The sequence below is a fragment of the Streptomyces kronopolitis genome, assembly GCF_014646275.1.
Taxonomy (GTDB): Bacteria; Actinomycetota; Actinomycetes; order Streptomycetales; family Streptomycetaceae; genus Streptomyces; species Streptomyces kronopolitis.
In genome coordinates, this window is record NZ_BMND01000025.1 from 1 (window position 1) to 25,340 (window position 25,340).

The following is a 25,340-nucleotide window of genomic DNA, read 5'->3' on the forward strand; positions in this document are numbered from 1 at the left end:
TGCCGCGCCTTTCGGCGTGTTCACTACTTTAGCGGAATTCCTCGCTGACGCATAATCACGTCACGGTTCGAATTTCGGCATGCCGAAATTGGTCCCGGTGAGGGGCCGTGCAGTAGTGGTGTGCCGCGATGCGGCGGATGGCTGCCGCAGAAACCGTTCCGGCTCTGTGGCAACTCGGAGAACACTACGGATGGGGCAGGACCGTGTCAACTCGCGTCAGTCAAGGTCACTCAGACGTCCATCGGCGTCCGGCTGGGCGTCCTCGACGCGGCGCAGCAGACGGGTCAGCACCTGCCCGAGGAGGTGGCGCTCCGCACCGTTGAGGTCCTGGAGGAGGTCCTCCTCGAAGACCGATGCCAGGCGCATCGCCTCGAGCCACTTCTCGCGGCCCTCGTCGGTCAGCTCGACGATGACGCGGACGCGGTTGGCCTCGTCGCGCTCCCGGGTGACCAGACCCTCGTTCGCCATGCGGTCGATGCGGTGGGTCATGGCGGCCGGCGTGAGGCCGAGGCGCTTGGCGAGCTCGCCGGGACCCAGTTGATAGGGGGCTCCGGAGACGACGAGGGCCTTGAGGACCTCCCACTCGGCGTTGCTCAGGCCCAGGGTGGCGGTCTGCCGCCCATAGGCGACGTTCATCCGCCGGTTGAGGCGCTGAAGTGCGGAGACGACCTGCTCCACCTGGGGGTCGAGGTCCTGGAACTCGCGCTGGTAGGCCGCGATCTGTTCCTCGAGGCTCGGCTCGGCAGCGTCGGCGGCCGCATCGGAGGGCTCAGGCATGCGGCGCAGTATGACATGGAAGTCATTGGCGTTGAAGTTCTTCGGCGTGTACTCTTTAGCTTCGAACTTTAGAGTTGAAGTCTTCAGGGTGTGACTGTCCGGTCCCGTCCTGTCGTCTGTCGCAGCTCGCCGGTTCGTCCTTCTTATCCGTCTGATGACTTGACCTAGGTAGGTGAGTGTGACCACCGCGATGGGCGCCGCGTTGCGCCGGATCCAGCTCGGGAACGCGCTGAGCGCGTTCGGCAACGGCTTCACCGTTCCGTATCTGTACGTCTATGTGGCGAAGGTGCGGGATCTCGGCGCGAGTACGGCCGGGGTGGTGCTGGCGATGCTGGCGGTGGCCGCTCTCGTCGTCCTGCCGCTGACCGGCCGGGCCATCGACCGGCGCGGGCCGCTGCCGGTGGCCGTCGTCGGCACGGTCTCCGCTGCCGTCGGTGCCCTGGGGCTGGGCCTGTCCGCCACCGAACCGCTGGTCGTTGCGTCGGCCATCGCGCTCGGTGCCGGCATCGCGGTGATCCAGCCGGCGCTCGCGACGATGATCGTGTGGTGCTCGACGACGCTGACCCGGTCGCGGGCGTTCGCCACCCAGTTCTTCCTGAACAACCTGGGCCTGGGCGTCGGCGGACTGGTCGGCGGGCTGCTGGTGGACGAGTCGCACCCCGAGAGCTTCGTGCGGCTGTTCGCGATAGAGGCCGCGATGTTCCTGGTGCTCGGCGCGGCGGTGGCGAGCGTGCGGCTGCCGCGGTCGCCGAAGGTGGAGGACACCGTCCCCACCGAGGAGCGGGCCAAGGGCGCCTGGCGGGCGATGTTCGCCGACCGGCGGATGGTGTGGCTGTGCGTGCTCGGCTTTGTGCTGTTCTTCGCCTGCTACGGGCAGTTCGAGTCGGGGCTGGCGGCGTATGCGACCGAGGTCACCCGGATCGCTCCGTCGAGCCTGGGTATCGCGCTGGCGGCCAATACGGCGGCGATCGTGGCGGCGCAGTTCGTGGTGCTCAAGCTGGTCGAGCGGCGGCGGCGCAGCCGGGTCATGGCGCTGGTCGGCATGGTCTGGACGGTGGCGTGGATAGCCGCCGGTCTGTCCGGGCTGGTGCACGGCGCGCAGGTGGTGGCCACCGCGCTGCTGATCTCGACCTATGCGCTGTTCGGTATCGGTGAGTCGATGCTGTCGCCGACGGTGGCCCCGCTGGTGGCCGACCTGGCGCCGGCCTCCCTGATAGGCCAGTACAACTCGGCGTTCGCCCTGGTCAAGCAGCTGGCGCTGGCGCTCGGCCCGGCGGTGGGTGCCTTGATGGTGGGGCGCGGCATGTATGTGTCGTACATCGTGATGCTGGTGGTGTGTGCGTTGGGAATCAGCGGGCTGTCGCTGTGGCTGGGCCGGATGCTGCGGCCGGGGCAGGACAATCCGCACCGTGCGGTGGCGGCGCTGCCGGCACCCCGTGCGGAGGTGCCGGGGCCGGTGGAGACCACCGGATCGGTGCCGGCGGCAGTGTGAGGTGAGAGCGGAGTGTTGGCGGGGCGGGGTGCTGAGGTGCCCCGCCCCGCCTTTCGCGTATCCGCCGCCGTAATCCCCGTCCCGGGCCGGGGCGGGGATCAGCCGGCCGCCGGGCTCTGCGGCCGGCCGTGCGCCTGCGCGTGGGCCTGGCCGTGCGGCAGGGCGAATTCGCACCAGACGGCCTTGCCGCCGCCCGGGGTGCGGCGCGAGCCCCAGGACGAGGCGATGGTCGCGACGATGGAGATGCCCCGGCCGGCCTCGTCGACCGGCTCGGCGCGGCGGCGGCGCGGCAGATGGTCGTCCCCGTCGGTGACCTCCACGATCAGCCGGCGGTCCGTACGCCGCAGACGCAGCCGCATGGGCGGGGTGCCGTGCTGGAGGGAGTTGGCAACGAGTTCGCTGGCGGCCAGCACGCCGAGGTCGTGCAGCTCGGGGGAGAAACGCCAGGACGCGAGGACCCCGGAGGCGAAGGCGCGGGCGCGCGGGGCCGCTTCGACGCCGCCGTGGAGTTCGAGGGCGGCGTTGTGGAACAGCTCGGCGTCGTGGCCGGTCCGCTCCGGGTGCTGGAGGACGAGGATGGCGACGTCGTCGTCGTGCGCGGCCGTGATGCCCAGGGAGCGCAGCAGGCGGTCGCAGACGATGTCGGGGGCGCCGGCCGCACCGGCGAAGGCGCGCTCCAGGGCCTCCACCCCCTCGTCGATGTCCTTGTCGCGGCGCTCGACCAGGCCGTCGGTGTAGAGGACGGCGCTGCCGCCGGGGCCGAGGGGGACGGAGCCCGAGGTGTGCAGCCAGCCGCCGGTGCCCAGCGGCGGGCCGGTGGGCTCGGCGGCGCGGCGGACCGTGCCGTCGGCGTCGCGGACGAGGATGGGCAGATGGCCGGCCGAGGAGTAGACCAGCCGGCCCTCGTTCGGATCGTGGACGGCGTAGACGCAGGTGGCGATCTGGCTGGCGTCGATCTCGGCGGCCAGGCCGTCGAGCAGCTGGATGACCTCGTGCGGCGGGAGGTCGAGGCGGGCGTAGGCGCGGACCGCGGTGCGCAGCTGGCCCATGACGGCCGCGGCGCGCACCCCGCGGCCCATCACGTCGCCGATGACCAGGGCGGTGCGGCCGGCTCCGAGGGTGATGACGTCGTACCAGTCGCCGCCGACCGCGGCCTCCGTGCCGCCGGGCTGGTAGGTGGCGGCCACCCGCAGGTCGTCGGGCTGCTCCAGTTCCTGGGGCAGGAGGGAGCGCTGGAGGGTGACCGCGGCCTCGCGCTGGCGGGCCTCGCTGGCGCGCAGCCGCTCGGCGGACTCGATCTGGTCGGTGACCTCCGCGCCGAAGACCAGCACGCCCCTGCGCGGCGCGACACAGGCGACCTCGGGGTCGGGCGCCGGGCCGCTCGCGGCGACCTCGACCGGGGTGCAGGTGAAGGTGTAGTAGGCGTCGCGGGCGCGGTCGCCGCCCGTGCCGGCGGGGACCTTGCGGGATTTGACCGTCCGCGGCCTGCCGCTGCGCAGGACCTGGTCCATCAGGGGCAGCAGGCCCAGTTCGTCCAGCTCGGGGAGGGCCTCGCGGGCGGGGTGGCCGGCCGGGCGGGCGCCGAAGACGTGGGCGTAGGCGCCGTTGACGTAGGCGAGGCGGTGCTCGGGGCCGTAGACGACGGCGACGAGCGCGGGGATGGTGCCGAGGATCTCGTGGACGGACAGCGCGTCGACGGTGGGCGGCAGGGCCTCGGGGGTGAGCTCCCGGGAGGGCGCCGGATCGGCGTGCTCGGCGCGGGCGGCGGGGACCGAGCCGGTGGTGGCGCCCGTCGGCGGAGCCGGCGTGTCGTTCGCGCCCGCGGGCACGGCGGAGGACGCCGGGGCGGCGGCCGCACCGGGGGCGGGGCGGGGTGCGGCGCGGTCGGACCGGGCGGCGGCGCGCCGCTGTGTGCCGGGGAGTTTGGCGCTCCAGCGCGTGAAGATCACGGAGGGGTACCTCTTACTTCGCGTCATCGCGCGGGATCGGGCCGTCGGCAGGGCGAAACCTCCCGGCCGGGGGCCGGAAGAGGGTCGGCTGGGGGCACTCTCGGCGCCCTCTTGCGGAATGCAGCAAACGTCCAGAATCCTCGTGATTGTCACTCTTTGCAGATACGAGCCCACCCATGGTCACACGTCCAGTGTGGCCGACCGGACGGACATCCGTCAGGCGCCCGGGCACCCTGTGGAGTTCCGTACTCCGCCGCGACCGGTCCCTCCAGGGATGACGGCGGATCAACTCGTGTGGGCGTACGGCGCGTCAACTGGCCTCGTTGTGCCGACCCGTGCCGGCGGCGAGTTCGAATTCGGCGCGCGGGTTCTCCAGCGAGCCGAGCGAGACGATCTCACGTTTGAACAGCCCCGCGAGGGTCCATTCGGCGAGCACCCTGGCCTTGCGGTTGAAGGTGGGCACCCGGCTGAGGTGGTACGCGCGGTGCATGAACCACGCCGGGTAGCCCTTCACCTTGCGCCCGTAGAGGTGCGCGACGCCCTTGTGCAGTCCCAGGGACGCCACCGACCCGACGTACTTGTGCCGGTAGTCCGTGACCGGCCCGCCGCGCACCGCCGAGGCGATGTTCTCGGCGAGCACCTTGGCCTGGCGCAGGGCGTGCTGGGCGTTGGGCGCGCACACCGGGCGCGGCCCGCCGGGCTCGGCCGGCTCGGCGGTCAGGTCCGGGACGGCGGCCGCGTCCCCGGCGGACCAGGCGTGCTCGACGCCGTCCACCCGGAGCGCGGGGGTGCACTGGAGACGGCCGTGGGCGGCCAGCGGCAGCTTGGTCGCGGCCAGGACGGGGTGCGGTTTGACGCCCGCGGTCCACACCAGGGTCCGGGTCGGGAAGCGGGAGCCGTCGCTGAGGACGGCGACCCGCTTCTCACAGGACTCCAGCCGGGTCTCCATCCGGACGTCGATGTTGCGGGCGCGCAGCTCACGCACGGCGTAGCGGCCCATCTCCGGCCCCACCTCGGGCAGGATGCGGTCGGTGGCCTCGACCAGGATCCACTTCATGTCCTCGGGCTTGATGTTGTGGTAGTAGCGGGCGGCGTAGCGGGCCATGTCCTCCAGTTCGGCCAGCGCCTCCACGCCCGCGTAGCCGCCGCCGACGAAGACGAAGGTCAGCGCGGCGTCGCGGACCGCGGGGTCGCGGGTGGAGGAGGCGATGTCGAGCTGCCCGAGGACGTGGTTGCGCAGCCCGATGGCCTCTTCGACGGTCTTGAAGCCGATGCCGACCTCGGCCAGGCCCGGGACGGGCAGGGTGCGCGAGACCGAGCCGGGCGCGAGGACCAGCTCGTCATAGGGGACCTCGACCGCGTCGCCGCCGGTCTCCTCCGCGGCCAGGGTGGTGAGGGTGGCCCGGCGCTCGCCGTGGTCGATGGCGGTGACCTCGCCGATGACGACCCGGCACTGGGGCAGTACCCGGCGCAGCGGGACCACGACATGGCGCGGGGAGATCGAGCCGGCCGCGGCCTCGGGCAGGAATGGCTGATAAGTCATGTAGGGATCCGGGTCGACCACCATCACCTCGACGGTCCCCTGCCGCAGCTCCTGCTTCAGCTTCCGCTGCAGCCGCAGGGCGGTGTACATCCCCACATAGCCACCGCCGACAACGAGAATGCGCGTCACGTTGTTCGAAGACACAGCCTTCACAGGGTTCTCCTCGCGGTGTCGAACAGGCCCGGGACGGCACCGACCGCGGAGGCCGGCCGGCGGCGCTCCACCCTCGGGAGCTGCGCCCCCGGAAAGGCACAGCACTGTTCCATGACGCCTCGCGGGAGCGCCTTTGTCCACAGGCCCGTCGAAATGTGTGACCGGGCGCCGCCCTGGGGATGGAACGGCTCATTCCGCGCGAGCGCGGAGAGGTGCGCTGGTCAGAGGGTGGGGGACGGCGGAGCGGCAGAGGTGAAATCCGGGCGGATCACGCCGCTTGGGCCGATCGGGGGTGCATTGTGCGGAACTCCCCCTTCATTCTTGACCCCGGCTCAACTATGTTCGTATCTCGTTGGGGTGCACCCTGTCATCGGTACGCCCTGACTGTCAGGGCGGGGAGTCTCCGGGGGGAGACGACATTACCGGGGGATATCTATGCACACGCAGGGCTCTCAATGGCCGACCACCGTCACGATGGCAGCTGCCTCGGACGGCGCCGGGAGCGGCGGCACGCACAGCAGAACCAACGAGAACGGCAACGGCACCGGCATGACCCACCGGGCCGCTGCGGGACCGGGCGGCCGGAGCACGCCGCTGCGGGTGGACGCACAGCGCAATCTGGAACACGTGCTGCGCGCCGCGCGCGAGGTGTTCGGCGAGCTGGGATACGGCGCGCCCATGGAGGACGTGGCCCGGCGGGCCCGCGTGGGGGTCGGCACGGTCTACCGCCGCTTCCCCAGCAAGGACGTCCTCGTCCGCCGGATAGCGGAGGAGGAGACCGCGCGGCTGACGGACCAGGCGCGTACGGCGCTGGGCCAGGAGGACGATCCGTGGTCGGCGCTCTCGCGCTTCCTGCGGACCTCGGTGGCCTCGGGGGCCGGGCGGCTGCTGCCGCCGGGCATCCTGCGGGCGGACGCGGACACCGGCCGGCCCGCGCCGCCGTCGGTGCCCGGGGCGAACGAGCCGCGGCTGCCGGACGGCCTGAGCGAGGCGCGGGTGCCGCAGCAGCGGGTGGCGCCGGGCAGTGACGGGACGCCCGCCGCTCTCCGGCCGGCCGGTGAGCGCGAGGTCCCGGAGGGCGAACCGCCGGTGGCGGAGACGACCGGTGCCGACGCGCTGCTGGAGGTCGTCGGGCGGCTGGTCGAGCGCGCCAAGGCGGCCGGCGAGCTGCGCACGGATGTGACGGTCTCCGACGTCCTCTTAGTCATCGCCACGGGTGCACCGGCGCTGCCCGACCCCGGCCACCAGCAGGCCGCCTCCGCGCGGCTGCTGGAAATCCTGCTGGAGGGGCTGCGCTCGCGTTAAACGCGGTGAGTTCCGGCGGCCGGGGCCGCCCGGTGGAACCCGTACGCCGGGTCCCCCGGGCGGGCCCGGCCGCGGAACGGTACCGGCCGCCACGCCCCGTCTCCGCGCCCTCCAAGGCGCCGCGGGGTGCGCGCGGGATCGTCCGTACGGGGTCCGCGCGCGGTGTGCTCCGTCTGCGCACGGTGGCTCGTACGGGTGAACGCCCGTGCGGTCGTCCGCCCTTGCTCCCCGGAGGAGTGGCGGGCGGGCGGAGCCCTCGGCCACCGGGGCGCGGTGTGGCACGCTGGCGCGGTATTCGGGTGGGACGGCGGCTTCGGGAGCCTCGGCAATGAGTGTTGACGGGCAGGACGAGCGGCGCGACGGCGGGTCCGGGGTGGGCGCCCACGACGAGGCGCCGGCCGGACAAGTACCCGCTCCGAGCGAGCCGTTGGACCTGGTCGCCCCTGCCCCGGAGCCGTCCGGACCGGCTCCGCGCGGCGGCGGCCCCGCAGGCGCGGCCCACCTCGTGCCGCGGCAACGGCGCCGCGTCGGCCGGGCGGCCCCGGAAGCCGGGCAGGACGACGGCGAACTCCCGCCCTCCGACGCCCAGTTGCTCGCCGACCTGCGGGCCGGCGACGACGGCGCGTACGAGGAGATCTACCGCCGGCACGCCCCCGCGGTCCGCGGCTACGCCCGCGGCTGCTGCCGGGACGCGGACACCGCGGAGGATCTGACCGGCGAGGTCTTCGCACGCACCCTGCAGGCGGTGCGCGGCGGCGCGGGCCCGGAGTCCGCGGTGCGGGCCTATCTGCTGACGACCCTGCGGCGGGTCGCGGCGTCCTGGGCGAAGACCGCCCGCCGGGAGCAACTGGTCGAGGACTTCGCGGTGTTCGCGGTGTCCGCGGCCGGCCCGCCGGGGGACGCGAAGACCCTGGATCCGGGCGCGGAGGTGCGCGCCATGCAGGAAGCCGAGCGGTCGCTGGCCGTACAAGCCTTCCGCAGCCTCCCGGAGCGCTACCAGACGGTGCTGTGGCACACCGCCGTCGAGGACGAGTCGCCGGGCGAGGTCGCCCCGCTGCTGGGGCTGACCGCGAACGCCACCGCCGTCCTGGCGCACCGCGCCCGGGAGGGCCTCAAGCAGGCGTATCTGCAGGCGCATGTCAGCCGGTCGCTGACCGACGGCGGCGACTGCGCCCGGTACGCCGACCGGCTCGGCGCGTACGCGCGCGGCGGGCTGCGGATGCGGGCCGAGCGGGGGCTGCGCAGGCATCTGGACGACTGCGCCCGGTGCCGGCTGGCCGCGCTGGAGGTCGAGGACGTCAATCAGCGGATCGGTGCGCTGCTGCCGGTCGCGGTCATCGGCTGGCTGGCGGCCGGGTACGCCGTCAAGGCGGCGGGTGCCGCGGCGGGCGCGGCGGCCGGGGCCGGAGCGGCCGGACTCGCCGGGGGCGGCGGCTCGGCCGGGTCGGGAGGCGCCGGCGCAGCCGGTGGCGCCGCCGCCGGCAACGGGCTGAGCGGCTCCCTGACGATCGGGCTCGGCGTCGGGGCGGCCGCGGTGGCCGGTACGGTGCTCGCGCTGTCGCTGACCGGCCACCCGCACCGGGCGCCGGATCCGCAGGCCCGCTCCGCCCGGCCGGCCCCCGCCGCGCCGCAGAAGCCGGCGCCCGTCGCGTCACATCCGGGGCTGCCGCCGGCGGCCGGTGCCGATCCCGAGCCGCCCTCGACGCCGACCGCCCCGCACACCCGGGCGCCGGGCCCCCGGCAGAAGCCGTCCACGGCCCCGTCCCCGCGGCAGCCGTCGCCCACTCCGACCCCGCCCGCGTCCCCGGCGGCCCCCGCTCCGACGCGGCCCGTCCCCGGCGCCACCCCGCCGAAGCCGGCCCCGAAGCCACCGCTCCCGCCGCTGACGACGTACCAACTCAACACTTTGAACCGCGACTTCATGGGCGACGGCAGCAAGCCGGAGGTGCGCTCCCTCGGCAGCGGCTGGCTGTGGACGCGGCGGGCGCCGGCGATCGGCGGCACGCGGTATCCGCACGGGGTGAGCGTGCCCGCGCTGTCCTCGGTGACCATCGACCTCAACCGCCCGTGCACCGCCTATGACGCCGTCGTGGGCGTCGACGATCTGAGCGTGGGCCCCGGGGCGCTGCGCTTCTCCGTCTACGCGGACGGGGTGCGGCTGTGGCGCTCGCCGGCGATCCGCGGCGGGGCGGCCGGGATTCCGGTGCATCTCCCGCTGGCGGGCCACCGGACGCTGCGGCTGGTGACCGAACCGGCGGCCCATGGCGCGGTGGTGTTCGGGGACTGGGCGCGGTCGACCCTCAGCTGCCGTTGACCCCGGCTGTTGTTTGCCTCAGCTGTCGCTGACCGTCGCCCCTCAACTGCCGTTGACCGCGACGGTCGTTGCGGGCCCGGGCAACGGCCGCCCCGCCCCCGACCCCCTAAGTCAGCCGCGCCCGGGGCACGACTCCGCCCGCGACCGCCTTCTGGCGCGGCGCCCCCGCCCCCGTCCAGCACGAGCCCCGCCGGGCCACCAGCCGCCGCAGCCACAGCTCCGTGGAGACCAGCTCGGCCAGCCCGTCCATGGGCAGCGCGGCGCCCTCCGCGGCGTCCCGCAGCGCCTTGCGGATCACCCGCGCCTCCACCAGCCCCGCATCGGCCAACAGCGGCGCGTCGAAGAGCCGTTCCAGCCCGTCTATGGCGCCGCGCAGCCCGGCGCGTACCTCCGCCGCATGGGTGAGGTGCGAGGTCGCGCCCCAGTCGGTCGGCAGATCCCGTACGCCCGCCCCGGCCAGTACGGAGCGCAGCACGGTGGCCCGCGCCCCGGGCTGCACCCGCAGGGTGTCCGGCAGGGCGCGGCAGGCGAGCACCACCTGGTTGTCGAGGAACGGGGCGTGCAGCCGCTGGCTGCGGACCTCCGCGGCCTGCTCGAAGACCCGGTGGTCGGCGGCCTGGCGGGCCAGCGCGGCCCGGGCGCGGCGCTCCCCGGGGCGGCTGAGGGCGGGCACCCGCTGCACCGCCTCGCTCAGCCGAACCGATACTTCTGCCAGCGCCTCTCCCGTGAGCCAGCGCGCCGCGGGCCCCGGACGGCACCAGGCGAGCGCGGCCAGCGAGGCGTCCACCGCTCCGGCGGCCACCGGCTCGTCGGCGAACTGCCGCTCCAGGAGGCGGCGTGCGGTGTCGGCGATCCCGGAGGCGTAGGGCGTGCGGGCGAGCTTGCGGGCGGCGCGGTAGACGGTGAACGGGACGAGGACGGACTGCGCCGTGGAGCCGTCGGCCTTCGCCAGCGCGGTGACCGGACGCAGCAGATGGCGCCGGCGGCGGTCCAGGAGGAGGTCGGCGAGCCGGGCCGGGTGGGCGTCGAGGACCTGGCGGGCGCCGTGCCCGACGAAGTGGTCCGCGCTGCCGGCCAGCAGTCGTCGGCGGTGCCGGCTCGCGGTGATGAGGGAGGGCCCCGGCTCGTCCGTGAGCGGGCCGCTTTCGAGGTCCGCATACGGGAGGGCCTCTTCGCCGGCCGCGACGACGACATGGTGCAGCCGCGGGTTGTCCGCGAGGCTGCGGGCGCGCTCCAGCTCGGCCTCGCGGGAGGCCGCTCCGCCGTTGGTGGCACGGTCGTTGAAGGTGACGGCCAGGAGGCGTTCGCCGTGGCCGCCCAGCCGTCCGGGCCGCCCGGGGAGGCCGGCGGCCAGCAGGGCGAGGGTTCCCGACGCGCTGCCCCCGGAGAGGTCGGCGCCGATGCCCGGGGCCGGTGCGCCCCGTGCCGCGCGCCGCTCCGCGGGCCCCATGCCGGGCACCGGGCCGGGGTCGAGCCCGTCGCGGCCGTCCGGGTCGGGGACGTGCCGGGGCCCGGCCAGCCGCGCGCGGACGGCGTCGACCAGGGCGTCGCGGACGCCGTCCACGGCCTGTTCCGGGGCGAGCGGCGGCGCCGCCACGGCCAGCGAGGCGGTCGGCTCGAAGGAGGTGATGTCGCCGGCGCCGCCGCGCAGCACCAGGGCGTGGCCGGGCGGGATCCGGCGGACCCCTTCGTACGGCGTGCCGTCGCCGAGCGCCTCGGGGACGTCCGGGCAGGCCAGCAGCGCGGCGAGGTGGCCGATGTCGAGCGTGGCCTCGACGAGGTCGGCGAGCGGCAGGGCGGCGGTGGCGTAGGCGGTGCCGCCGGCCCAGCGGGTGTGGAAGACGGGGCGGGCGCCCGCCAGATCGCCGGTGACGGTGAGCCGCCGCCCCGTCCGGACGACGGCGGTGTAGCTGCCCGGCCAGGCGGTGAGGTGGCGCAGCGCGCCCCCGCGGGCCGCGAACAGGCCCACCCGCAGCTGGTCGTCGGTGGCCCCGCAGGCGCCGAAGACCGCGAGCCGGGTCTCGGGGTCGGCCTGGACCACCCGGACCTCGTCCGGCCGCCAGTCGCCGACCGCCCAGAGGGGATCGGGGTCGCCCCACACCAGCTGGGCGCCCACGGGAAGGACCGCGCGGCCCTCCTCACCGGGGGCCGGGCCCGAGGCCGCCGGCCCCGTGGTGGCACTGCTCCACCCGACCAACCAGCGCATCGCCGCCTCCACCCGATTTTCCCCGCCGGGGCCAACGGCCACCCGTACAGCGGATTGCCCGGCCGCCGCCGGGCTGTTGTGGCGACCATGCTGCCATGACAGCGCCACGGAGGAGGTGTTGAGGCGGTCCTGTATACGGGCGGTTCCCCTCGCACGGCCCCCGGGACGGGCGCCGGTGGGAGCGCGGGGCGGGCACCGGCCCGCCGCGGGCGAGCGGCGGGCGGTGGCACGGAGGGGGCGGACGGCGTCGGCGGGAGGCCGGGCGTGGCCGACCGCGGACGCCCTCCCACCGGGGTGGGGCAGCGGCCTTCGCCCCGGCCCCGGGAGGCCCCCCGTGTGGCCCCCGGGGCGACCCCCGAATATGCGGCGGCGCGAAATCACCACCCGTAGACTTTCGGCCAAAGTCCTTTCCATGCAGCCCAGTTGACACACTCGGGCAGGGTGTCAACCGGTACCCCGGCAGGCCGGCGAGCGGCCCGTGCGACGGTCCGGGAGGCGGGCTGCGCCCCCCGGACCGGACCGTCACCCGCGGGGAATGAGGTGACGGTATCCCCCAGCCCACTGGATCCAGTGCAGCGGGCCGACCCACGCAGGAGCCATGGAAGCGCTCCCCGCGGGGCCCGGCCAGCGCGCACGGACGGGCGCACGGGCACACGTACCCGGAGCACATGCCAATTCCCGCACCCCTGTTTGAACACGAATCTCGCCATCCGGCACACCGGCCCTTAACGGTCAGGATCCGGCGAACTACTCTGGGTGGACGCATGCCCCGGGGTACCGGGGCGGCCGTCGCTGTGTCGAGGGGTGCGCATGTCCAGGGATATACGCGGGCCGAACGAGAAGCTCGGCACCGTTCTCGCCCTCGCGGGGATCAGCAATGCCGGACTGGCGCGCCGGGTCAACGACCTCGGCGCGCAGCGCGGTCTGACGCTTCGTTACGACAAGACGTCGGTGGCGCGCTGGGTCTCCAAGGGCATGGTGCCGCAGGGCGCCGCGCCCCATCTCATCGCGTCCGCGATCGGCAGCAAACTCGGCCGGCCCGTCCCGCTGCACGAGATCGGGCTGGCCGACGCGGACCCGGCGCCCGAGGTGGGCCTGGCGTTCCCCCGCGACGTGGGCGCCGCGGTGCGCTCCGCGACCGAGTTGTACCGCCTGGATCTGGCCGGACGGCGGGCCGGCGGGGGCGGCATCTGGCAGAGCCTGGCCGGATCCTTCGCCGTCAGCGCGTACGCCACCCCCGCCTCGCGCTGGCTGATATCCCCGGCGGACAGCTCGGTGGCCCGGGAGGCGGCCGAGGCGCGCGACAAGGACGCCGCGGCGGCCGGCGACGCCGGCATCCCCCAGCACGTCGGGCACAGCGACGTCAGCAAGCTGCGGGAGGCCGCCGAGGACGCGCGCCGCTGGGACTCCAAGTACGGCGGCGGGGACTGGCGTTCCTCCATGGTGCCGGAGTGCCTGCGGGTGGACGCGGCCCCGCTGCTGCTCGCCTCGTACAGCGACGAGGTCGGACGGGCGCTCTTCGGGGCGACCTCCGAACTCACCCGGCTCGCGGGGTGGATGGCCTTCGACACGGGCCAGCAGGAGGCCGCCCAGCGCTACTACATCCAGGCGCTGCGGCTCGCCCGGGCGGCCGCCGATGTCCCCCTGGGCGGCTATGTCCTCGCCTCGATGTCCCTCCAGGCGACCTACCGCGGCTTCGCCGACGAGGGCGTCGACCTCGCCCAGGCCGCCCTGGAGCGCAACCGCGGTCTGGCCACGGCTCGCACCATGAGCTTCTTCCGCCTGGTGGAGGCGCGGGCGCAGGCCAAGGCCGGCGAGGCGCGCGCCTGCGAGGTGGCCCTGAAGGCCTCCGAGGGCTGGCTGGAGCGCTCCCGCAGCGGCGACCCCGACCCGTCGTGGCTGGACTTCTACTCGTACGAGCGCTTCGCCGCGGACGCCGCCGAGTGCTACCGCGATCTGCGGCTGCCCCGCCAGGTGCGCCGCTTCACGGAGCAGGCCCTGTCGCGCCCGACCGAGGAGTTCGTCCGCTCCCACGGGCTGCGCCTGGTGGTCTCCGCGGTGGCCGAACTGGAGTCCGGCAATCTGGACGCGGCCTGCGCGGCGGGCACCCGCGCGGTCGAGGTGGCGGGCCGGATCTCCTCCGCCCGCACCACCGAGTACGTCCGCGATCTGCTGCACCGCCTGGAGCCGTACGGCGACGAGCCGCGCGTGGTGGAGCTGCGCGAACGGGCGAGGCCGCTGCTGGCGGCGCCGGCTTAGGAGCGGGAACGGGCCGCCGGGCGGGGAGTGCGGATTCCCTGACGTCCGGCCGCCCGGCCACCCGCGAGCACGGGAGCCCGGCCGGGGCCGAAGGAAACCGGCCGGGGGACCGCCGGATCGGCATTGTCAGTGCCGGCCGTCATGATGGGATACGTCGTCGGTGAGGACGCGCGGGTCCGCGGCGACGGACGGGCCTGCGGTCATGCGGTTGGGGAGGTGCAGTGGCGGCGTACGACTGCGATGTGCTGGTGATCGGTGCCGGCATCATCGGGCTCTCTACGGCTTACGCGCTCACGCGTGCCGCCCCCGGCACGCGGGTCGTGGTCCTGGAGAAGGAGTCCGGTCCGGCCCGCCATCAGACCGGGCGCAACAGCGGCGTCATCCACAGCGGCATCTACTATCCGCCCGGTTCGCTCAAGGCCCGCTACGCCCTTCAGGGCTCGGCGGAAATGGTGAAGTTCTGCACCGAGCACGACATTCCGCACGAGGTCACCGGCAAGCTGATCGTCGCCACCGACCGCGGCGAACTGCCCCGGCTGCACGGCCTGATCCAGCGCGGCCGCGAGCACGGCCTGCCGGTGCGCGAACTCGGCCCCGCCCAGATAGCCGAGTACGAACCCGAGGTCCGCGGCCTGGCCGCCATCCATGTCGGCACGACCGGCATCTGCGATTTCGGCGCGGTCGCCCGCCGGTTCGCCCGGCTCGCCGAGGACGCCGGCGCCCGGATCGTCCACGGCACCGAGGTGACGGCCATCGGCCGCCGCCCCGGCCGGGTCGCGGTCCGCACGGCCGACGGCACGGTCCACCGCGCCCGCGCCCTGGTCAACTGCGCCGGTCTGCACAGCGACCGGATGGCCCGGCTGGCCGGCGACGCCCCGGGCATGCGGATCATCCCGTTCCGCGGGGAGTACTTCACCCTCGCCCCGGAGCGCGCCGCCCTCGTGAGGGGGCTGGTCTACCCGGTCCCCGATCCGGCCTTCCCCTTCCTCGGCGTCCATCTGACCCGCGGCGTCGACGGCGCCGTCCACATCGGTCCGAACGCCGTCCCCGCCCTGGCCCGCGAGGGCTACGACTGGCGCACGATCCGCCCCGCCGAGCTGGCCGGCACCCTGGCCTACCCCGGCTCCTGGCGGATAGCCCGCCGCCACTGGCGCTACGGCGCCGGCGAGCTGCGCCGCTCCCTGTCCCGGCGCGCCTTCACCGACGCGGTCCGCCGGCTGCTCCCGGCCGTCCGCGAGGAGGACCTGCGCCCGTCCCCGGCCGGCGTCCGCGCCCAGGCCGTGCTCCCCGACGGCACCCTGGTCGACGACTTCCTCTTCGCCGAATCCCCCGGCATGGTGCACGTCCTCAACGCCCCCTCCCCCGCCGCCACGGCCTCCCTCCCCATCGGCCGCGAGGTGGCCCGCCGGGTACTGGAGGCGCTGCCGACCTGACGGCCCGGGTCCGGATCGCCCGCCCCGCGTCCGTACGCGTCCGGGCCCCACGGCCGACCGGGGCCCGCCGCTCCCGCCACCGGCCGTTGCCCACCCCACAGCCCTCCGCGCCCCGTCCCCCACCCCACCCTCCGTAGAATCGCCTCACTGTGTCCGAGAACCCCGCCACCCCCGAGTCCGCCGCCCCCGACGCGCACGCACCGGAGGCACACGCTCCGGAAGTCGCCGCCGACGAGGCCCGCGGCCTCGGCTCCACCGCCGTCTCCGCCGCCACCCCGCGCCGCGGCGCGCCCATGTTCCCCGACGGGACCGGCCCCGCTGCCGACCCCGCGGGCTCGCACCACGAGCGGCGGATCCGCTCCTTCCAGCCCCGTCGCAGCCGCGTCTCGCCCACCCAGGCCGATGCGCTGCGCCGGCGGTGGCCCACCTGGGGGCTGGACATCGACGGACTGTCCCGCATCGACCTCGACGCGTTCTTCGACGGGCTGCCGGTCGTCCTGGAGATCGGCTTCGGCATGGGCGAGGCCACGGCGCAGATGGCCGCCGCCGACCCGGGCACCGGCATCCTCGCCTGCGACGTCCACACCCCCGGCCAGGGCAATCTGCTCGCTCTCGCGGAGCGGAACGGCCTGTCCAACATCCGGGTGGCCAACGGCGACGCGATCATCCTGCTGCGCGAGATGCTGGCCCCCGGCTCCCTCGCCGGCCTGCGCATCTACTTCCCCGACCCCTGGCCGAAGAAGCGCCACCACAAGCGCCGCCTCATCCAGCCCGAGTTCCTCGCCCTGGCGACCACCCGGCTCGCGCCCGGCGCCCTCGTCCACTGCGCGACCGACTGGGAGCCGTACGCCGAGCAGATGCTGGAGGTCCTCTCGGCCGAGCCGACGCTGGAGAACCTGCACTCCGGCTACGCGCCGCGGCCGGACTTCCGCCCGCTCACCAAGTTCGAGGGCCAGGGCCTGGACAAGGGGCATGTCGTCCATGACCTCCTGTTCCGCCGTCGTGCCACGTAACGCGAAGGCCGCTCGTTAGGGTCGATGGGTGTACCCGTCCCAGCCACCGCCCCGCGCGCCCGCCCCTCCCCCGTACACACCACCGGCCCCGTACACACCTCCGGCCGGCACACCCGGCCCGCACGAGCCCGCCGCCGCGCCCGCCCGGCGCCGGCTCGCCCTCTGGCGCAGCAAGACCCTGCGGGCGATCGCCCTGGTCTCGCTGCTCGCGCTGTCCGGCGTGATCATCATCGGCCTGGTCCGCCAGGAGACCGGCACCGAGGGCCTGCTGGTCGGCCTCGGCTTGGCCGTCTTCCCCGTACCGCTGCTGATCGCGGCGTTCTGCTGGCTCGACCGCATCGCCCCGGAGCCCTGGCGCAACCTCGCGTTCGCCTTCGCCTGGGGTGCCTGCGCCGCCGCCCTGGTCGCGCTCCTCGCCAACGGCTTCGCGACCGACTGGCTGGCCGCCAACATCGCCTCCGCGTCGCCCTCCGAGGCCGAAGCCTGGGGCGCCACGATCATCGCCCCGATCGTCGAGGAACTGGTCAAGGCCGTCGCCGTGGTGGTCGTCTACCGCTTCCGCCGCCACGACTTCGACGGGATCACGGACGGCATCGTCATCGCCGGCATCACCGCCACCGGCTTCGCCTTCACCGAGAACATCCTCTACCTGGGCAACGCCTTCGGCGAGGACCAGTCGATGGGCCACTCCGGCCTGGACTCCCTCACCGCCGGCACCTTCTTCCTCCGCATCATCATCTCCCCCTTCGCCCACCCCCTCTTCACCATCCTCACCGGCCTCGCGTTCGGCATCGCCGCCACCCGCTACCCCCGCCGCCGCGGCGCCCGCATCGCGCTCGCCGTCCTCGGCCTGCTCACCGCCGTCCTGCTGCACGCCATCTGGAACGGCGCCTCTGCCCTCGGCGAGCCCGGCTTCCTCACCGTCTACGGCCTCTTCATGGTCCCGGTGCTCATCGCCCTGACCTGGCTGGCCGTCTGGGCCCGCAACCAGGAGCTGCTCTCCCTGCGCGGCTACCTCGCCCCGTACGCCACCGCCGGCTGGCTCGACCCCACCGAACCCACCGCCCTCTCCTCCCCCAGAACCCGCGCCCTGGCCCGCACCATGACCCGCCGCACCCACGGCCCCGCCGCCGCCCGCGCCGTCACCGAATACACCACCACCGCCACCACTCTCTCCTTCCACCGCCGCCGCGCCCACCTCCTGGGCCCCACCCCCGACTTCGTCACCCGCGAACAACACCTGCTGAACCACCTGCGGCACTACCAGGGGTGGGGACGGGCGGCGCTGGTAGGTGCGCTTCGTACGACGCACCAGCCGTGCGAGTCAGAGCAGTTTCCACGGCACGGCGGGCCCGGCCGTCAGTAGCGCCGCCATGCCGCTTACGCCCTGCATCCTGTCTGTCGCAACTTCCCTGAGTGCACAACCGGTACCGTCACATGGGAGGCAACAGAGCGACAAAAAGCTGTTGATCTGCCAGCGGCCAGGCGCTGACGGCGCTCCCAGGCAGTGCCCGGCCAATCCGGCCAAAGGGCACAGGCTGTCATCATCCGGGGCCAGCGCGGCAACACTTCGCCACTCATCCGAATCCCGCGGAATCTCGACGGACCGCCTTGGCTGATTCAAGTGGTCCCCCGCTTAGCCGTTGGGATGCTTGACCACTCATGCCTTCAGGAATCCATCTGGCTATCCGCCGGCTCCTTTGCTGCCCACACACGTGAGGTCCGTTCATGCTCCCTCTGGACTATTCCGCTGCCGCGAACGTCTCTGCTGCTTCAGTGGCGGCCGCTGACAGCGAGCTGACGACTGTACGGGAGCGCCTTCTGCGCCTGGACCCTTCCGGGAGCCGCTTCGCCTCTGTTCTGCGCGACACCATTGACCAGCTCCTCAACGGCGAAGTCACAGGCCGCTACGACTGGACGACGCTGTTCAAAACGGAGAAGACACACGCAGGCACCGTGGTCGAGATCAATCTGCAACGCGAGTTCAAGTTCAGTGACGGCGTCGACATGGACTACCAGATTGCTGGCATCGACGTCGACTGCAAGTACTCCCAGCAGTTCGGCGGCTGGATGATCCCGCCCGAAGCCCAGGGTCATCTGTGTCTTCTGGTTTGGGCTGACGACTACAAGAGCCAGTGGAGCGCGGGCTTGATGCGGATAGAGTCTGCATGGCTCAATGGCGGCAACAACCGTGACATGAAGCTGACAGTGAAGGCTGAGCACCGCAAAAGAATCATGTGGCTGTGGCGGGATGCCGAGCTGCCCGAAAACGTCCTGCTCCACATGGACGCTGCGGACCGCGCATCTGTGTTCGCGCAGCCATCTGGTCAGGGCCGTCTCAACGAACTCTTCCGCCGCGTCCAGAAGCGGCGCATCAGCCGTAACGTAGTCCGCACCGTGGCTCAGCAGAAGGACTACATGAAGCGTGTGCGAGGCAATGGCGGCTCGCGGTCAGCGCTCCGGGACGAGGGAATCCTCATCATGGGCGACTACGCAAGCCACCGGAGGATTGCAGCCGGGCTGGAGATTCCAGTTCCTGGAGAAGGTGAGTTCGTCAGCGTGCGGGTCGCCAGGATTCCAGCGGAACACACCAGCCGCCCGAGTATCGTTCTCGACGGTCAGCGATGGGCCTGCGCATCGGCACAAGACGCCCAGCAGACAGCGCCCGCCCTCCCTTCACACACCAAATAGCCGAGGAGCCATCAGACATGACCTCCCCCTTCACCGAACACCTCCTCGGCTGGAAGAAAGCCGACAAAACCGGCCGGGTCGTGCCCAATTTCGCCGACTCTGACAATGAGCAGTCGATAGCGCTGGCGGGCGCCATGCTCGACCACCTCGGATTCACCCGGTCGCTGACCGAAGGGCTGCCACCCAAGCCCGGGACCGTACTGGAACACCGGGTCAGGGACGACCTTTCAACCTCACTGCGGAACATCGACCCCTCCCGCCCCTGGCAGCTTGACCGCAAAGCGATCGTGACATCGTTTGCTCAGTATTCCCACTTGCGCCGCGTCGACGATCTGGTCAAGCAGAGCCAGGAACTGCGTGTGGCGATCGGCCGGGACTACCTGATCAAGCCTGACGTGACAGTGGGACTTGAAGCGCCAGATTCCCGCACCGACGGGCCTTTTCTTCACGCAGCCGTTTCCTGTAAGTGGACGATCCGGTCGGACCGAGTCCAGAACATCAGGCACGAATTCATTCAGATGATCCGGCATCGCAGGGGCCGTCAGCCGCACCTTGTGACAGTCACCGCCGAGCCGATGCCCAGCCGTATCGCTGCTATCGCACGGGGCACGGGGGAAGTTGATGCGGTCTATCACATAGCGTTCGAATCACTAGCGCATGCCGTGGCGACAAGAGGCACCGCGCAGCAGCAAGATGACTGGACGGAGTGCGTGGAGCAGCGCCGGGTGCTCCCCTACAAGGAACTGGCGACCACTCTGGTTCGCTGGTAAACGGACAGAAGGCTCCTGGAGTTTCATAGATGCACAAGTCACCCGACGATCACTGGTCGCCGCCCAGTGGCTCCTGGGCTTCCTCGGCTGCCCGTCGTAGGAACATGCAGGCGATCAAAAGCCGGGACACCGAACCTGAGCGGCTGATCCGTCGGCTGGTGCATGCAAAGGGGCTTCGCTACCGGGTCGCAGCAAAGCCCCTACCTGACCTCCGCCGGACGGCTGACATGGTCTTCCGCCCGGCAAAGGTCGCGGTATTCATCGACGGCTGCTATTGGCATGGCTGTCCTGAACACTATGTCCCACCGAAGACCAACTCCGGGTACTGGTCAGACAAGGTGGCGAGGAACATCGCGCGCGACCGGGACACTGATCAGCGTCTCAGCGAAGCCGGCTGGACCGTACTCCGTTTCTGGGAGCACGAGTCACCGGACGCCTGCGCTCTCCAGATTGCCGCGGTGGTCAGCAGGCTTCGCGCCAGGCGGGCATGAGGGGGCAGGAACATCGGGCAGGCCTGCCTGCCCCTTCTCCGCCGTGCCCCTCACCTGCCCAGCCTTCAGCGCGGCGAGGATCTGTTCCCCGACAGCCCTTGCGACTGGCGGCGGGAACGCATTGCCAACCTGCCGGTAGGTTGCGGTCTTGCGACCTGGGAACTGCCATTCCTCTGGGAAGCCCTGGATAAGGGCAGCCTGACTCACTGTGAGCTTTGGGCCGCGCTCCGCATACAGGTCACGCTCCGGATCCTTGAGTTCGGCCGGCTCATTGGCGACACCCAGGCCGCAGACTCCGAGCTTCCGCCATGCTTCCTTCGCGCGCGTCGGACCAAGGTCGGCCCCGCCGTGCTTCTTGGAGCCGCCGACCAGTGTCGGAGCCACGGTGCCCAGTTCAGCTCGATCGCGCCACTTCTTGTAGGCGCTTTCCCAGCGCTCCGCGTAAGCCCCCTCCCACCGCGGGTGCTCACCGCTCGCCCGGAAGCGCTGGAGCATCGAAGGAGCCAGTGCCTCAGCCACAGTGATCAGCTGCAGCTTCCCCGGCTCAGTCCAGACAAAGTGCCGGGCGTAGTCCTCGCGCATGGCAACGAGGATGGCTCTCGGCCGGAGCTGCGGTACCCCGTAGTCACAGGCTTCCAGGACCTTCCAGTAGCAGATCGTGTAGCCCGCCTCTTCGAGGCGCTTCCGGATCACGTTTTCGCGGTAGTGCTCGAACTTCTGGTCCAGCAGGCCCCGCACATTCTCGATCATCACAGCCTTGGGCTGCAGCTCGGCGACCAGATCGAGCATGGTGGGGAACAGATCCCGCTCGTCGTCCTGGCCAAGCTGCTTGCCGGCGACGGAAAACGGCGGGCAGGGGACTCCGCCGGCAAGGAGATCTAGCTCCCCGGGCTCCAGCCCCAGCCTCGCCGGGTCGAAGTCCGTGAGATCGGCTTCGATGACCTCACAGCCGTCCCACTCCGGGTTGCCCTCAACATTCCGCCTGAGGGTCGTGCAGGCACTGGCATCAATCTCGATCAGCGCACGGTGCTTGAACCCCGCCTTGTGCAGGCCTACGGCCTGACCTCCGGCGCCTGCGCAGATCTCCACCGAGGTGAATGTGGACTCAGTGCGGGTCATGCACCCTCCTTCCAGACTTGCCACGGCGGACACTCTTTGCGATCCGCCCTTACAGAGGGTGACAGACCCCACTGACAATTCGTCTCCGCCAAGTGTGCGGCACACTCCGCCTTGATCAGATCACCCCACACACCACAACGAACACCCATACGATATTGCCTATGCGGAGCCCGTCGTGGATGTGGGATGAGTTGCTGCTGGCGTGCGCTCTAGTCGTGGAGAACGGCTGGAGAGAACTCCGGGAAGGCGACTGGCGTGTCGACGAACTGTCCAATCTGCTGCGCTCGCTGCCGCTTCACGGCGACAAGGCTCGAAGCATCCCCGGGTTCCGGTCCACCGGCAGCGTGAGCCGTAAGACCACCGACCTGGCCACGAACCACCCCTCATACCAGGGGAAGGCCACCAGGTGCGGCCGCCTCGACCACGAGATGATTGCCCGGTTCACCGCGGACCCAGTCACCATGCTCAAGGCCGCGAAAGCCATCGAGGCCGGGATCAGCTCTGGAGAACTCGCACGGATCCCAGAGCAGCCGGACGAAGTAGCAGAAGACGGTGCCACCGCGCTCGAAGGCCGCCTTCTCGCACGGTGGACCCTCGCCCGCGAGCGGAACCCCAAGCTCCGCCAACGCAAGATCGACAGAGCGCGCCGCATAGGGCAGCCCCTCCAGTGCGAAGTCTGTGACTTCCACTTCGGACGCTTCTACGGTGGTCTCGGCAAGGACTACATCGAAGTGCATCATGTGACACCCCTCCACGTCTCAGGGCCTTGTGAGACCAAGCTCGAAGACCTTGCGCTCCTGCGCTCCAACTGCCATCGCATGTGCCACAGGAACCACGCCGGCGAATCGTGGCGTACGCCCGGGATGCTGCGTGCCATGATCACGGAAAGTGGTGCGTCCAGGCGTCCGTAGAAACTGCCTCAGCTGTCGAGCGGACTGCAGAAGGTCCCTGGCCCGGCCAGCACTCGGACCTGAGGGAGTAACTGGGCCAGAGCATTCAACCTGCCCCAATCCAGATCACCGGAACTCTACCGACCGGCGACGTACAGTCGGGAGTACTTATCGGATGCGGAGGTCCCCCATGACCGGCGTACCGACAGGCGTGATCGCCGCAACCGGCCTGCTGGGTGGATATGCTGTGGCCCGGTGGACCAAGAAGCGGCCGCTCGGTGGGGTGGCGCTTGCTGCCGCCGGGGTCGTGGCGGCCAAGGGGTGGCGGCAGAAGGCGGGGAATGCGACGGCGGCGGCGCTGAGTGGCGCGTATGTGGTGGCGTTTGTCGGGTCGCATCCGTTGGCGAAGAAGATCGGGGCGTGGCCTTCGGTGGGTGCGGTGGCGGGTGGGTTGGCCGCGGCGTCGTGGGCAGTGGTGGACCGCCGGCAGGGGTGAGGCCGGAGCACGGGGCTGGGCCGGAGCACGGGGCGGGGTCGGCCGGTTGTTCCGGCCGGCCGGCCCCGGCCCCGGCCCGTGGGTGGCTCGTGGATCAGGCCGATGCCTCGTTCAGCAGGGTGAGTTCGGCGTCGGTGAGCGTCAGGTCGCCGACTGCCAGCAGGGCCGGGAGCTGCTCGACCGTGCGGGCGCTGGCGATCGGGGCCGCGACGGTGGGGCGGGCGGCGAGCCAGGCCAGGGCGACGGTGGCGACCTCGGCCTCGTGGGCGGCGGCGACGGTGTCGAGGGCCCGCAGGACGCGCAGGCCCCGGTCGGTGTCCAGGTGCTTGGCGGCGGCACCGGAGCGGGCGCTGTCGGTGAGGGTGCCCGGGCGGTACTTGCCGGTCAGGAAGCCGGAGGCGAGGGCGTAGTACGGCACCGCCGCCACGTTGTTGCGGGCGGCCACGTCGGCGAGTTCACCCTCGTAGGTGTCGCGGGAGACCAGGTTGTAGTGCGGCTGGAGGGCGACGTAGCGGGCCAGGCCCTCGCGGTCGGAGAACGCCAGCGACTCCGTCAGGCGCTGCGCCGAGATGTTGGAGGCGGCGATCTCGCGGACCTTGCCGGCCCGGACGAGGTCGTCGAGGGCCGTGAGGAACTCCCCGACCTCGACCGATTCGTCGTCGTAGTGGGTGTAGTAGAGGTCGATGTAGTCGGTGCGCAGGCGGGTCAGGGAGTCGTCGACCGCGGTCTTGATCGTCGCGGCGGACAGGCCCTTGAGGTCCGGGTGGGCACCGACCTTGGTGGCGATGACGACGTCGGAGCGGTTGCCGCGTGAGGCCAGCCAGTTGCCGATGACGGTCTCGGACTCGCCGCCCTTGTTGCCCGGGACCCACGCCGAGTAGACGTCGGCGGTGTCGATGAAGTTGCCGCCGCCGGCCACATACGCGTCGAGCACGGCGAACGACTCGGCCTCGTCGGCCGTCCAGCCGAAGACGTTGCCGCCCAGGGAGAGCGGGGAGACCGAGAGCGAACCGAGGGACTTGGGGCTGCGGGGGGCGTGGGGGCCCTGAGACGTGGTCATGCGTGGTTTCAACGTCACGGGGGCGGAAGCTATTCCTGGGGCCGGGGGGCCTCGCAACTACCGGGAGGCCTCGCGACGACCGGGTAGCCGGAGCCGCGCGCCACAGCCCGACGGCCCCCGCGTCACAGCCCGAGACCGCCAAAACCGTGTTCCTGCCGCCAGGACCGTGCCCCGGCCCCGCGGCCCGACCCCCGCGCCCGACACCGCCCCCACCCGCAGCGGCGTTACACCTTGATCCCGTGATCCCTCAGCCACGGCATCGGGTCGATCGGGTCGCCGCCGCCGGGGCGCACCTCCAGGTGGAGGTGGGGTCCGGTGACATTGCCGGTGGCGCCGACGCGGGCGATGACCTCGCCGGTGCCGACCTTGCCGGAGGTCTTCACCATCGAGGACAGGTGGCAGAACCAGAGTTCGGTGCCGTCGTCGAGCCTGAGGACGATGCGGTAGCCGTACGCACCGGCCCAGCCGGCCTGGGTGATGGTGCCCCCGTGGATCGCCTTGACGGGCGTGCCGGACGGTGCGGCGAAGTCCTGTCCGGTGTGGTCCGCGGCCCAGCGGTCGCCGGACTCGCCGAAGCCGGCGGTCAGCGTGAAGGAGGCGACGGGGGCGGTAAAGCTCTGGGCCAGCTTGGCGAGGCGCGCGGCCTCGGCCTTCTGACGGGCCGCTTCTTCGGCCTGGCGCTGGGCCTCCATCTCGGCTGCCTTCTTGGCCGCGGCGGCCTTCTCGGCCGACTGCTGGTGGGCGGTGGCTTCCTTGTCGGCACGCTGGAGAGCGGTGTGCTCGGCGGTGGTGCGAGCCTCCTGCTCGCCGGCGCCCTGTTGCACGTCGGCCTGCTGGAGGATCCGGCTGCGCAGCGCCTCACCGGGGCCCGCGACGCCGTCGTCCGCGCCCGCACCGGAGGCCTGGCTGAGCGGGCCGGAGACGTCCGCCACCGGGGAACCGGAGGCCGGGGCGGCGTCCGCGGCCGTGGTGGCATCCGCGTCGGAGGTGTCGGAGGCGTCGGATATGAGGCCGCCGACGCCCGGGAGGGACGCGGCGTCCGGGAGGGCGTCGGAGAGGTCATCGGCCATTCCGCCGACGTCGGGCATCGAGATCGTAAGCGGCGGGCGGTCCTCGGCCGAGGCCATGCCGCTCGCGCCGACCGCGGCGATCACTCCGACACCCAGCACCGTGCCGCCGCGGGTGAGGCCGCCGGCGCGCTGCTTGGCCACCCGGTGCTTACCGCGGACGGAACGGACGGATTCCTCGGTGGGATTCCATTCCTCCCACGGACCGTCGCCGTTTCCGTCCGGCTCACCGGGGCCCAGGAAGGCACCTCGGTCATCGGGCTCGTCGGCGGACGGACCCTCGGGGGCAGGCCTGTTGGACGCCACGGAGGC

General features: G+C 72.3%; 19 protein-coding genes. 12 read left to right on the forward strand and 7 right to left on the reverse strand.

Features of this window, described 5'->3' with window-relative positions:
• Nucleotides 1-216 precede the first annotated feature (216 nt).
• Complete coding sequence (locus IEY78_RS23955) at nt 217-777, reverse strand: MarR family winged helix-turn-helix transcriptional regulator (RefSeq protein ID WP_189101517.1); 561 nt, start codon at nt 775-777, stop codon at nt 217-219.
• 178 nt (nt 778-955) lie between these two features.
• Between IEY78_RS23955 and IEY78_RS23960 the strand changes: the two genes are divergently transcribed.
• Entirely contained in the window at nt 956-2,269 is a 1,314-nt protein-coding gene (locus tag IEY78_RS23960; RefSeq protein WP_189101650.1) for an MFS transporter, read from the forward strand.
• Between the two features lie 98 nt (nt 2,270-2,367).
• Here the strand turns inward: IEY78_RS23960 and IEY78_RS23965 are convergent, their stop codons facing one another.
• Both IEY78_RS23965 and IEY78_RS23970 read right to left on the reverse strand, forming a co-directional pair.
• Nucleotides 2,368-4,218, reverse strand: coding sequence for an ATP-binding SpoIIE family protein phosphatase (locus IEY78_RS23965; RefSeq protein WP_189101519.1), 1,851 nt, complete (start codon nt 4,216-4,218; stop codon nt 2,368-2,370).
• 310 nt (nt 4,219-4,528) lie between these two features.
• Nucleotides 4,529-5,914, reverse strand: a complete 1,386-nt coding sequence (locus IEY78_RS23970) for an NAD(P)/FAD-dependent oxidoreductase (RefSeq protein ID WP_268240317.1) — start codon at nt 5,912-5,914, stop codon at nt 4,529-4,531.
• 474 nt (nt 5,915-6,388) lie between these two features.
• On the opposite strand from IEY78_RS23970, the gene IEY78_RS23975 reads away from it, so the two are divergent.
• Both IEY78_RS23975 and IEY78_RS23980 read left to right on the forward strand, forming a co-directional pair.
• Entirely contained in the window at nt 6,389-7,219 is an 831-nt protein-coding gene (locus tag IEY78_RS23975) for a TetR/AcrR family transcriptional regulator (RefSeq protein WP_189101521.1), read from the forward strand.
• A 328-nt stretch (nt 7,220-7,547) separates the two neighbouring features.
• Nucleotides 7,548-9,533 carry a sigma-70 family RNA polymerase sigma factor gene (locus IEY78_RS23980; protein ID WP_229700138.1) on the forward strand — a complete coding sequence of 662 codons (1,986 nt, stop codon included), beginning with the start codon at nt 7,548-7,550 and terminating at the stop codon, nt 9,531-9,533.
• A gap of 106 nt (nt 9,534-9,639) precedes the next feature.
• Here the strand turns inward: IEY78_RS23980 and IEY78_RS23985 are convergent, their stop codons facing one another.
• The gene (locus IEY78_RS23985; protein WP_189101523.1) at nt 9,640-11,739 is read right to left on the reverse strand and encodes an asparagine synthase-related protein; all 2,100 of its coding nucleotides are present in this window, start codon (nt 11,737-11,739) and stop codon (nt 9,640-9,642) included.
• An 810-nt stretch (nt 11,740-12,549) separates the two neighbouring features.
• Here IEY78_RS23985 and IEY78_RS23990 point away from each other — a divergent pair.
• From IEY78_RS23990 to IEY78_RS24020, 7 genes are all read left to right on the forward strand, one after another.
• On the forward strand, nt 12,550-13,998 hold the full coding sequence (locus IEY78_RS23990) for an NsdA family TPR-like regulatory protein (RefSeq protein WP_006604728.1): 1,449 nt from the start codon (nt 12,550-12,552) through the stop codon (nt 13,996-13,998).
• Between the two features lie 221 nt (nt 13,999-14,219).
• The gene (gene lhgD / locus IEY78_RS23995) at nt 14,220-15,431 is read left to right on the forward strand and encodes an L-2-hydroxyglutarate dehydrogenase (RefSeq protein WP_189101525.1); all 1,212 of its coding nucleotides are present in this window, start codon (nt 14,220-14,222) and stop codon (nt 15,429-15,431) included.
• A 149-nt stretch (nt 15,432-15,580) separates the two neighbouring features.
• Nucleotides 15,581-16,444 (forward strand): tRNA (guanosine(46)-N7)-methyltransferase TrmB, encoded by an 864-nt coding sequence (gene trmB, locus IEY78_RS24000; RefSeq protein ID WP_189101527.1) that lies wholly within the window; start codon nt 15,581-15,583, stop codon nt 16,442-16,444.
• A gap of 28 nt (nt 16,445-16,472) precedes the next feature.
• Nucleotides 16,473-17,810, forward strand: a complete 1,338-nt coding sequence (locus IEY78_RS24005) for a PrsW family intramembrane metalloprotease (RefSeq protein WP_189101529.1) — start codon at nt 16,473-16,475, stop codon at nt 17,808-17,810.
• 362 nt (nt 17,811-18,172) lie between these two features.
• A complete protein-coding gene (locus IEY78_RS24010) occupies nt 18,173-19,135 on the forward strand; it encodes a NaeI family type II restriction endonuclease (RefSeq protein ID WP_189101530.1) in 963 nt (320 codons plus the stop codon).
• A 17-nt stretch (nt 19,136-19,152) separates the two neighbouring features.
• On the forward strand, nt 19,153-19,905 hold the full coding sequence (locus IEY78_RS24015; RefSeq protein WP_189101532.1) for an NgoMIV family type II restriction endonuclease: 753 nt from the start codon (nt 19,153-19,155) through the stop codon (nt 19,903-19,905).
• A gap of 29 nt (nt 19,906-19,934) precedes the next feature.
• Nucleotides 19,935-20,396, forward strand: a complete 462-nt coding sequence (locus IEY78_RS24020; RefSeq protein ID WP_189101534.1) for a very short patch repair endonuclease — start codon at nt 19,935-19,937, stop codon at nt 20,394-20,396.
• Here IEY78_RS24020 and IEY78_RS24025 read toward each other — a convergent pair.
• A complete protein-coding gene (locus IEY78_RS24025; RefSeq protein ID WP_189101536.1) occupies nt 20,331-21,515 on the reverse strand; it encodes a DNA cytosine methyltransferase in 1,185 nt (394 codons plus the stop codon). The genes IEY78_RS24020 and IEY78_RS24025 overlap by 66 nt on opposite strands.
• Nucleotides 21,516-21,676: 161 nt before the next feature.
• Between IEY78_RS24025 and IEY78_RS24030 the strand changes: the two genes are divergently transcribed.
• Nucleotides 21,677-22,426, forward strand: a complete 750-nt coding sequence (locus tag IEY78_RS24030; protein ID WP_189101538.1) for an HNH endonuclease — start codon at nt 21,677-21,679, stop codon at nt 22,424-22,426.
• 169 nt (nt 22,427-22,595) lie between these two features.
• Nucleotides 22,596-22,901: a hypothetical protein gene (locus IEY78_RS24035; RefSeq protein WP_189101540.1), complete on the forward strand. Its 306-nt coding sequence runs from the start codon at nt 22,596-22,598 to the stop codon at nt 22,899-22,901.
• Nucleotides 22,902-22,995: 94 nt separating this feature from the next.
• Here IEY78_RS24035 and IEY78_RS24040 read toward each other — a convergent pair whose 3' ends face one another.
• Nucleotides 22,996-23,961: an aldo/keto reductase gene (locus IEY78_RS24040; RefSeq protein WP_189101542.1), complete on the reverse strand. Its 966-nt coding sequence runs from the start codon at nt 23,959-23,961 to the stop codon at nt 22,996-22,998.
• Between the two features lie 224 nt (nt 23,962-24,185).
• On the reverse strand, nt 24,186-25,334 hold the full coding sequence (locus IEY78_RS24045) for a M23 family metallopeptidase (protein WP_189101544.1): 1,149 nt from the start codon (nt 25,332-25,334) through the stop codon (nt 24,186-24,188).
• Between the last annotated feature and the right edge of the window lie 6 nt (nt 25,335-25,340).

Coding starts and splice junctions, on each gene's coding strand:
- IEY78_RS23955 (WP_189101517.1), bottom strand. CDS start 777: ATGCCTGAGCCCTCCGATGCGGCCGCCGACGCTGCCGAGCCGAGCCTC.
- IEY78_RS23975 (WP_189101521.1), top strand. CDS start 6,389: ATGGCAGCTGCCTCGGACGGCGCCGGGAGCGGCGGCACGCACAGCAGA.
- IEY78_RS23980 (WP_229700138.1), top strand. CDS start 7,548: ATGAGTGTTGACGGGCAGGACGAGCGGCGCGACGGCGGGTCCGGGGTG.
- IEY78_RS23985 (WP_189101523.1), bottom strand. CDS start 11,739: ATGCGCTGGTTGGTCGGGTGGAGCAGTGCCACCACGGGGCCGGCGGCC.
- IEY78_RS23990 (WP_006604728.1), top strand. CDS start 12,550: ATGTCCAGGGATATACGCGGGCCGAACGAGAAGCTCGGCACCGTTCTC.
- IEY78_RS24010 (WP_189101530.1), top strand. CDS start 18,173: ATGCTCCCTCTGGACTATTCCGCTGCCGCGAACGTCTCTGCTGCTTCA.
- IEY78_RS24015 (WP_189101532.1), top strand. CDS start 19,153: ATGACCTCCCCCTTCACCGAACACCTCCTCGGCTGGAAGAAAGCCGAC.
- IEY78_RS24020 (WP_189101534.1), top strand. CDS start 19,935: ATGCACAAGTCACCCGACGATCACTGGTCGCCGCCCAGTGGCTCCTGG.
- IEY78_RS24025 (WP_189101536.1), bottom strand. CDS start 21,515: ATGACCCGCACTGAGTCCACATTCACCTCGGTGGAGATCTGCGCAGGC.
- IEY78_RS24030 (WP_189101538.1), top strand. CDS start 21,677: ATGCGGAGCCCGTCGTGGATGTGGGATGAGTTGCTGCTGGCGTGCGCT.
- IEY78_RS24035 (WP_189101540.1), top strand. CDS start 22,596: ATGACCGGCGTACCGACAGGCGTGATCGCCGCAACCGGCCTGCTGGGT.
- IEY78_RS24040 (WP_189101542.1), bottom strand. CDS start 23,961: ATGACCACGTCTCAGGGCCCCCACGCCCCCCGCAGCCCCAAGTCCCTC.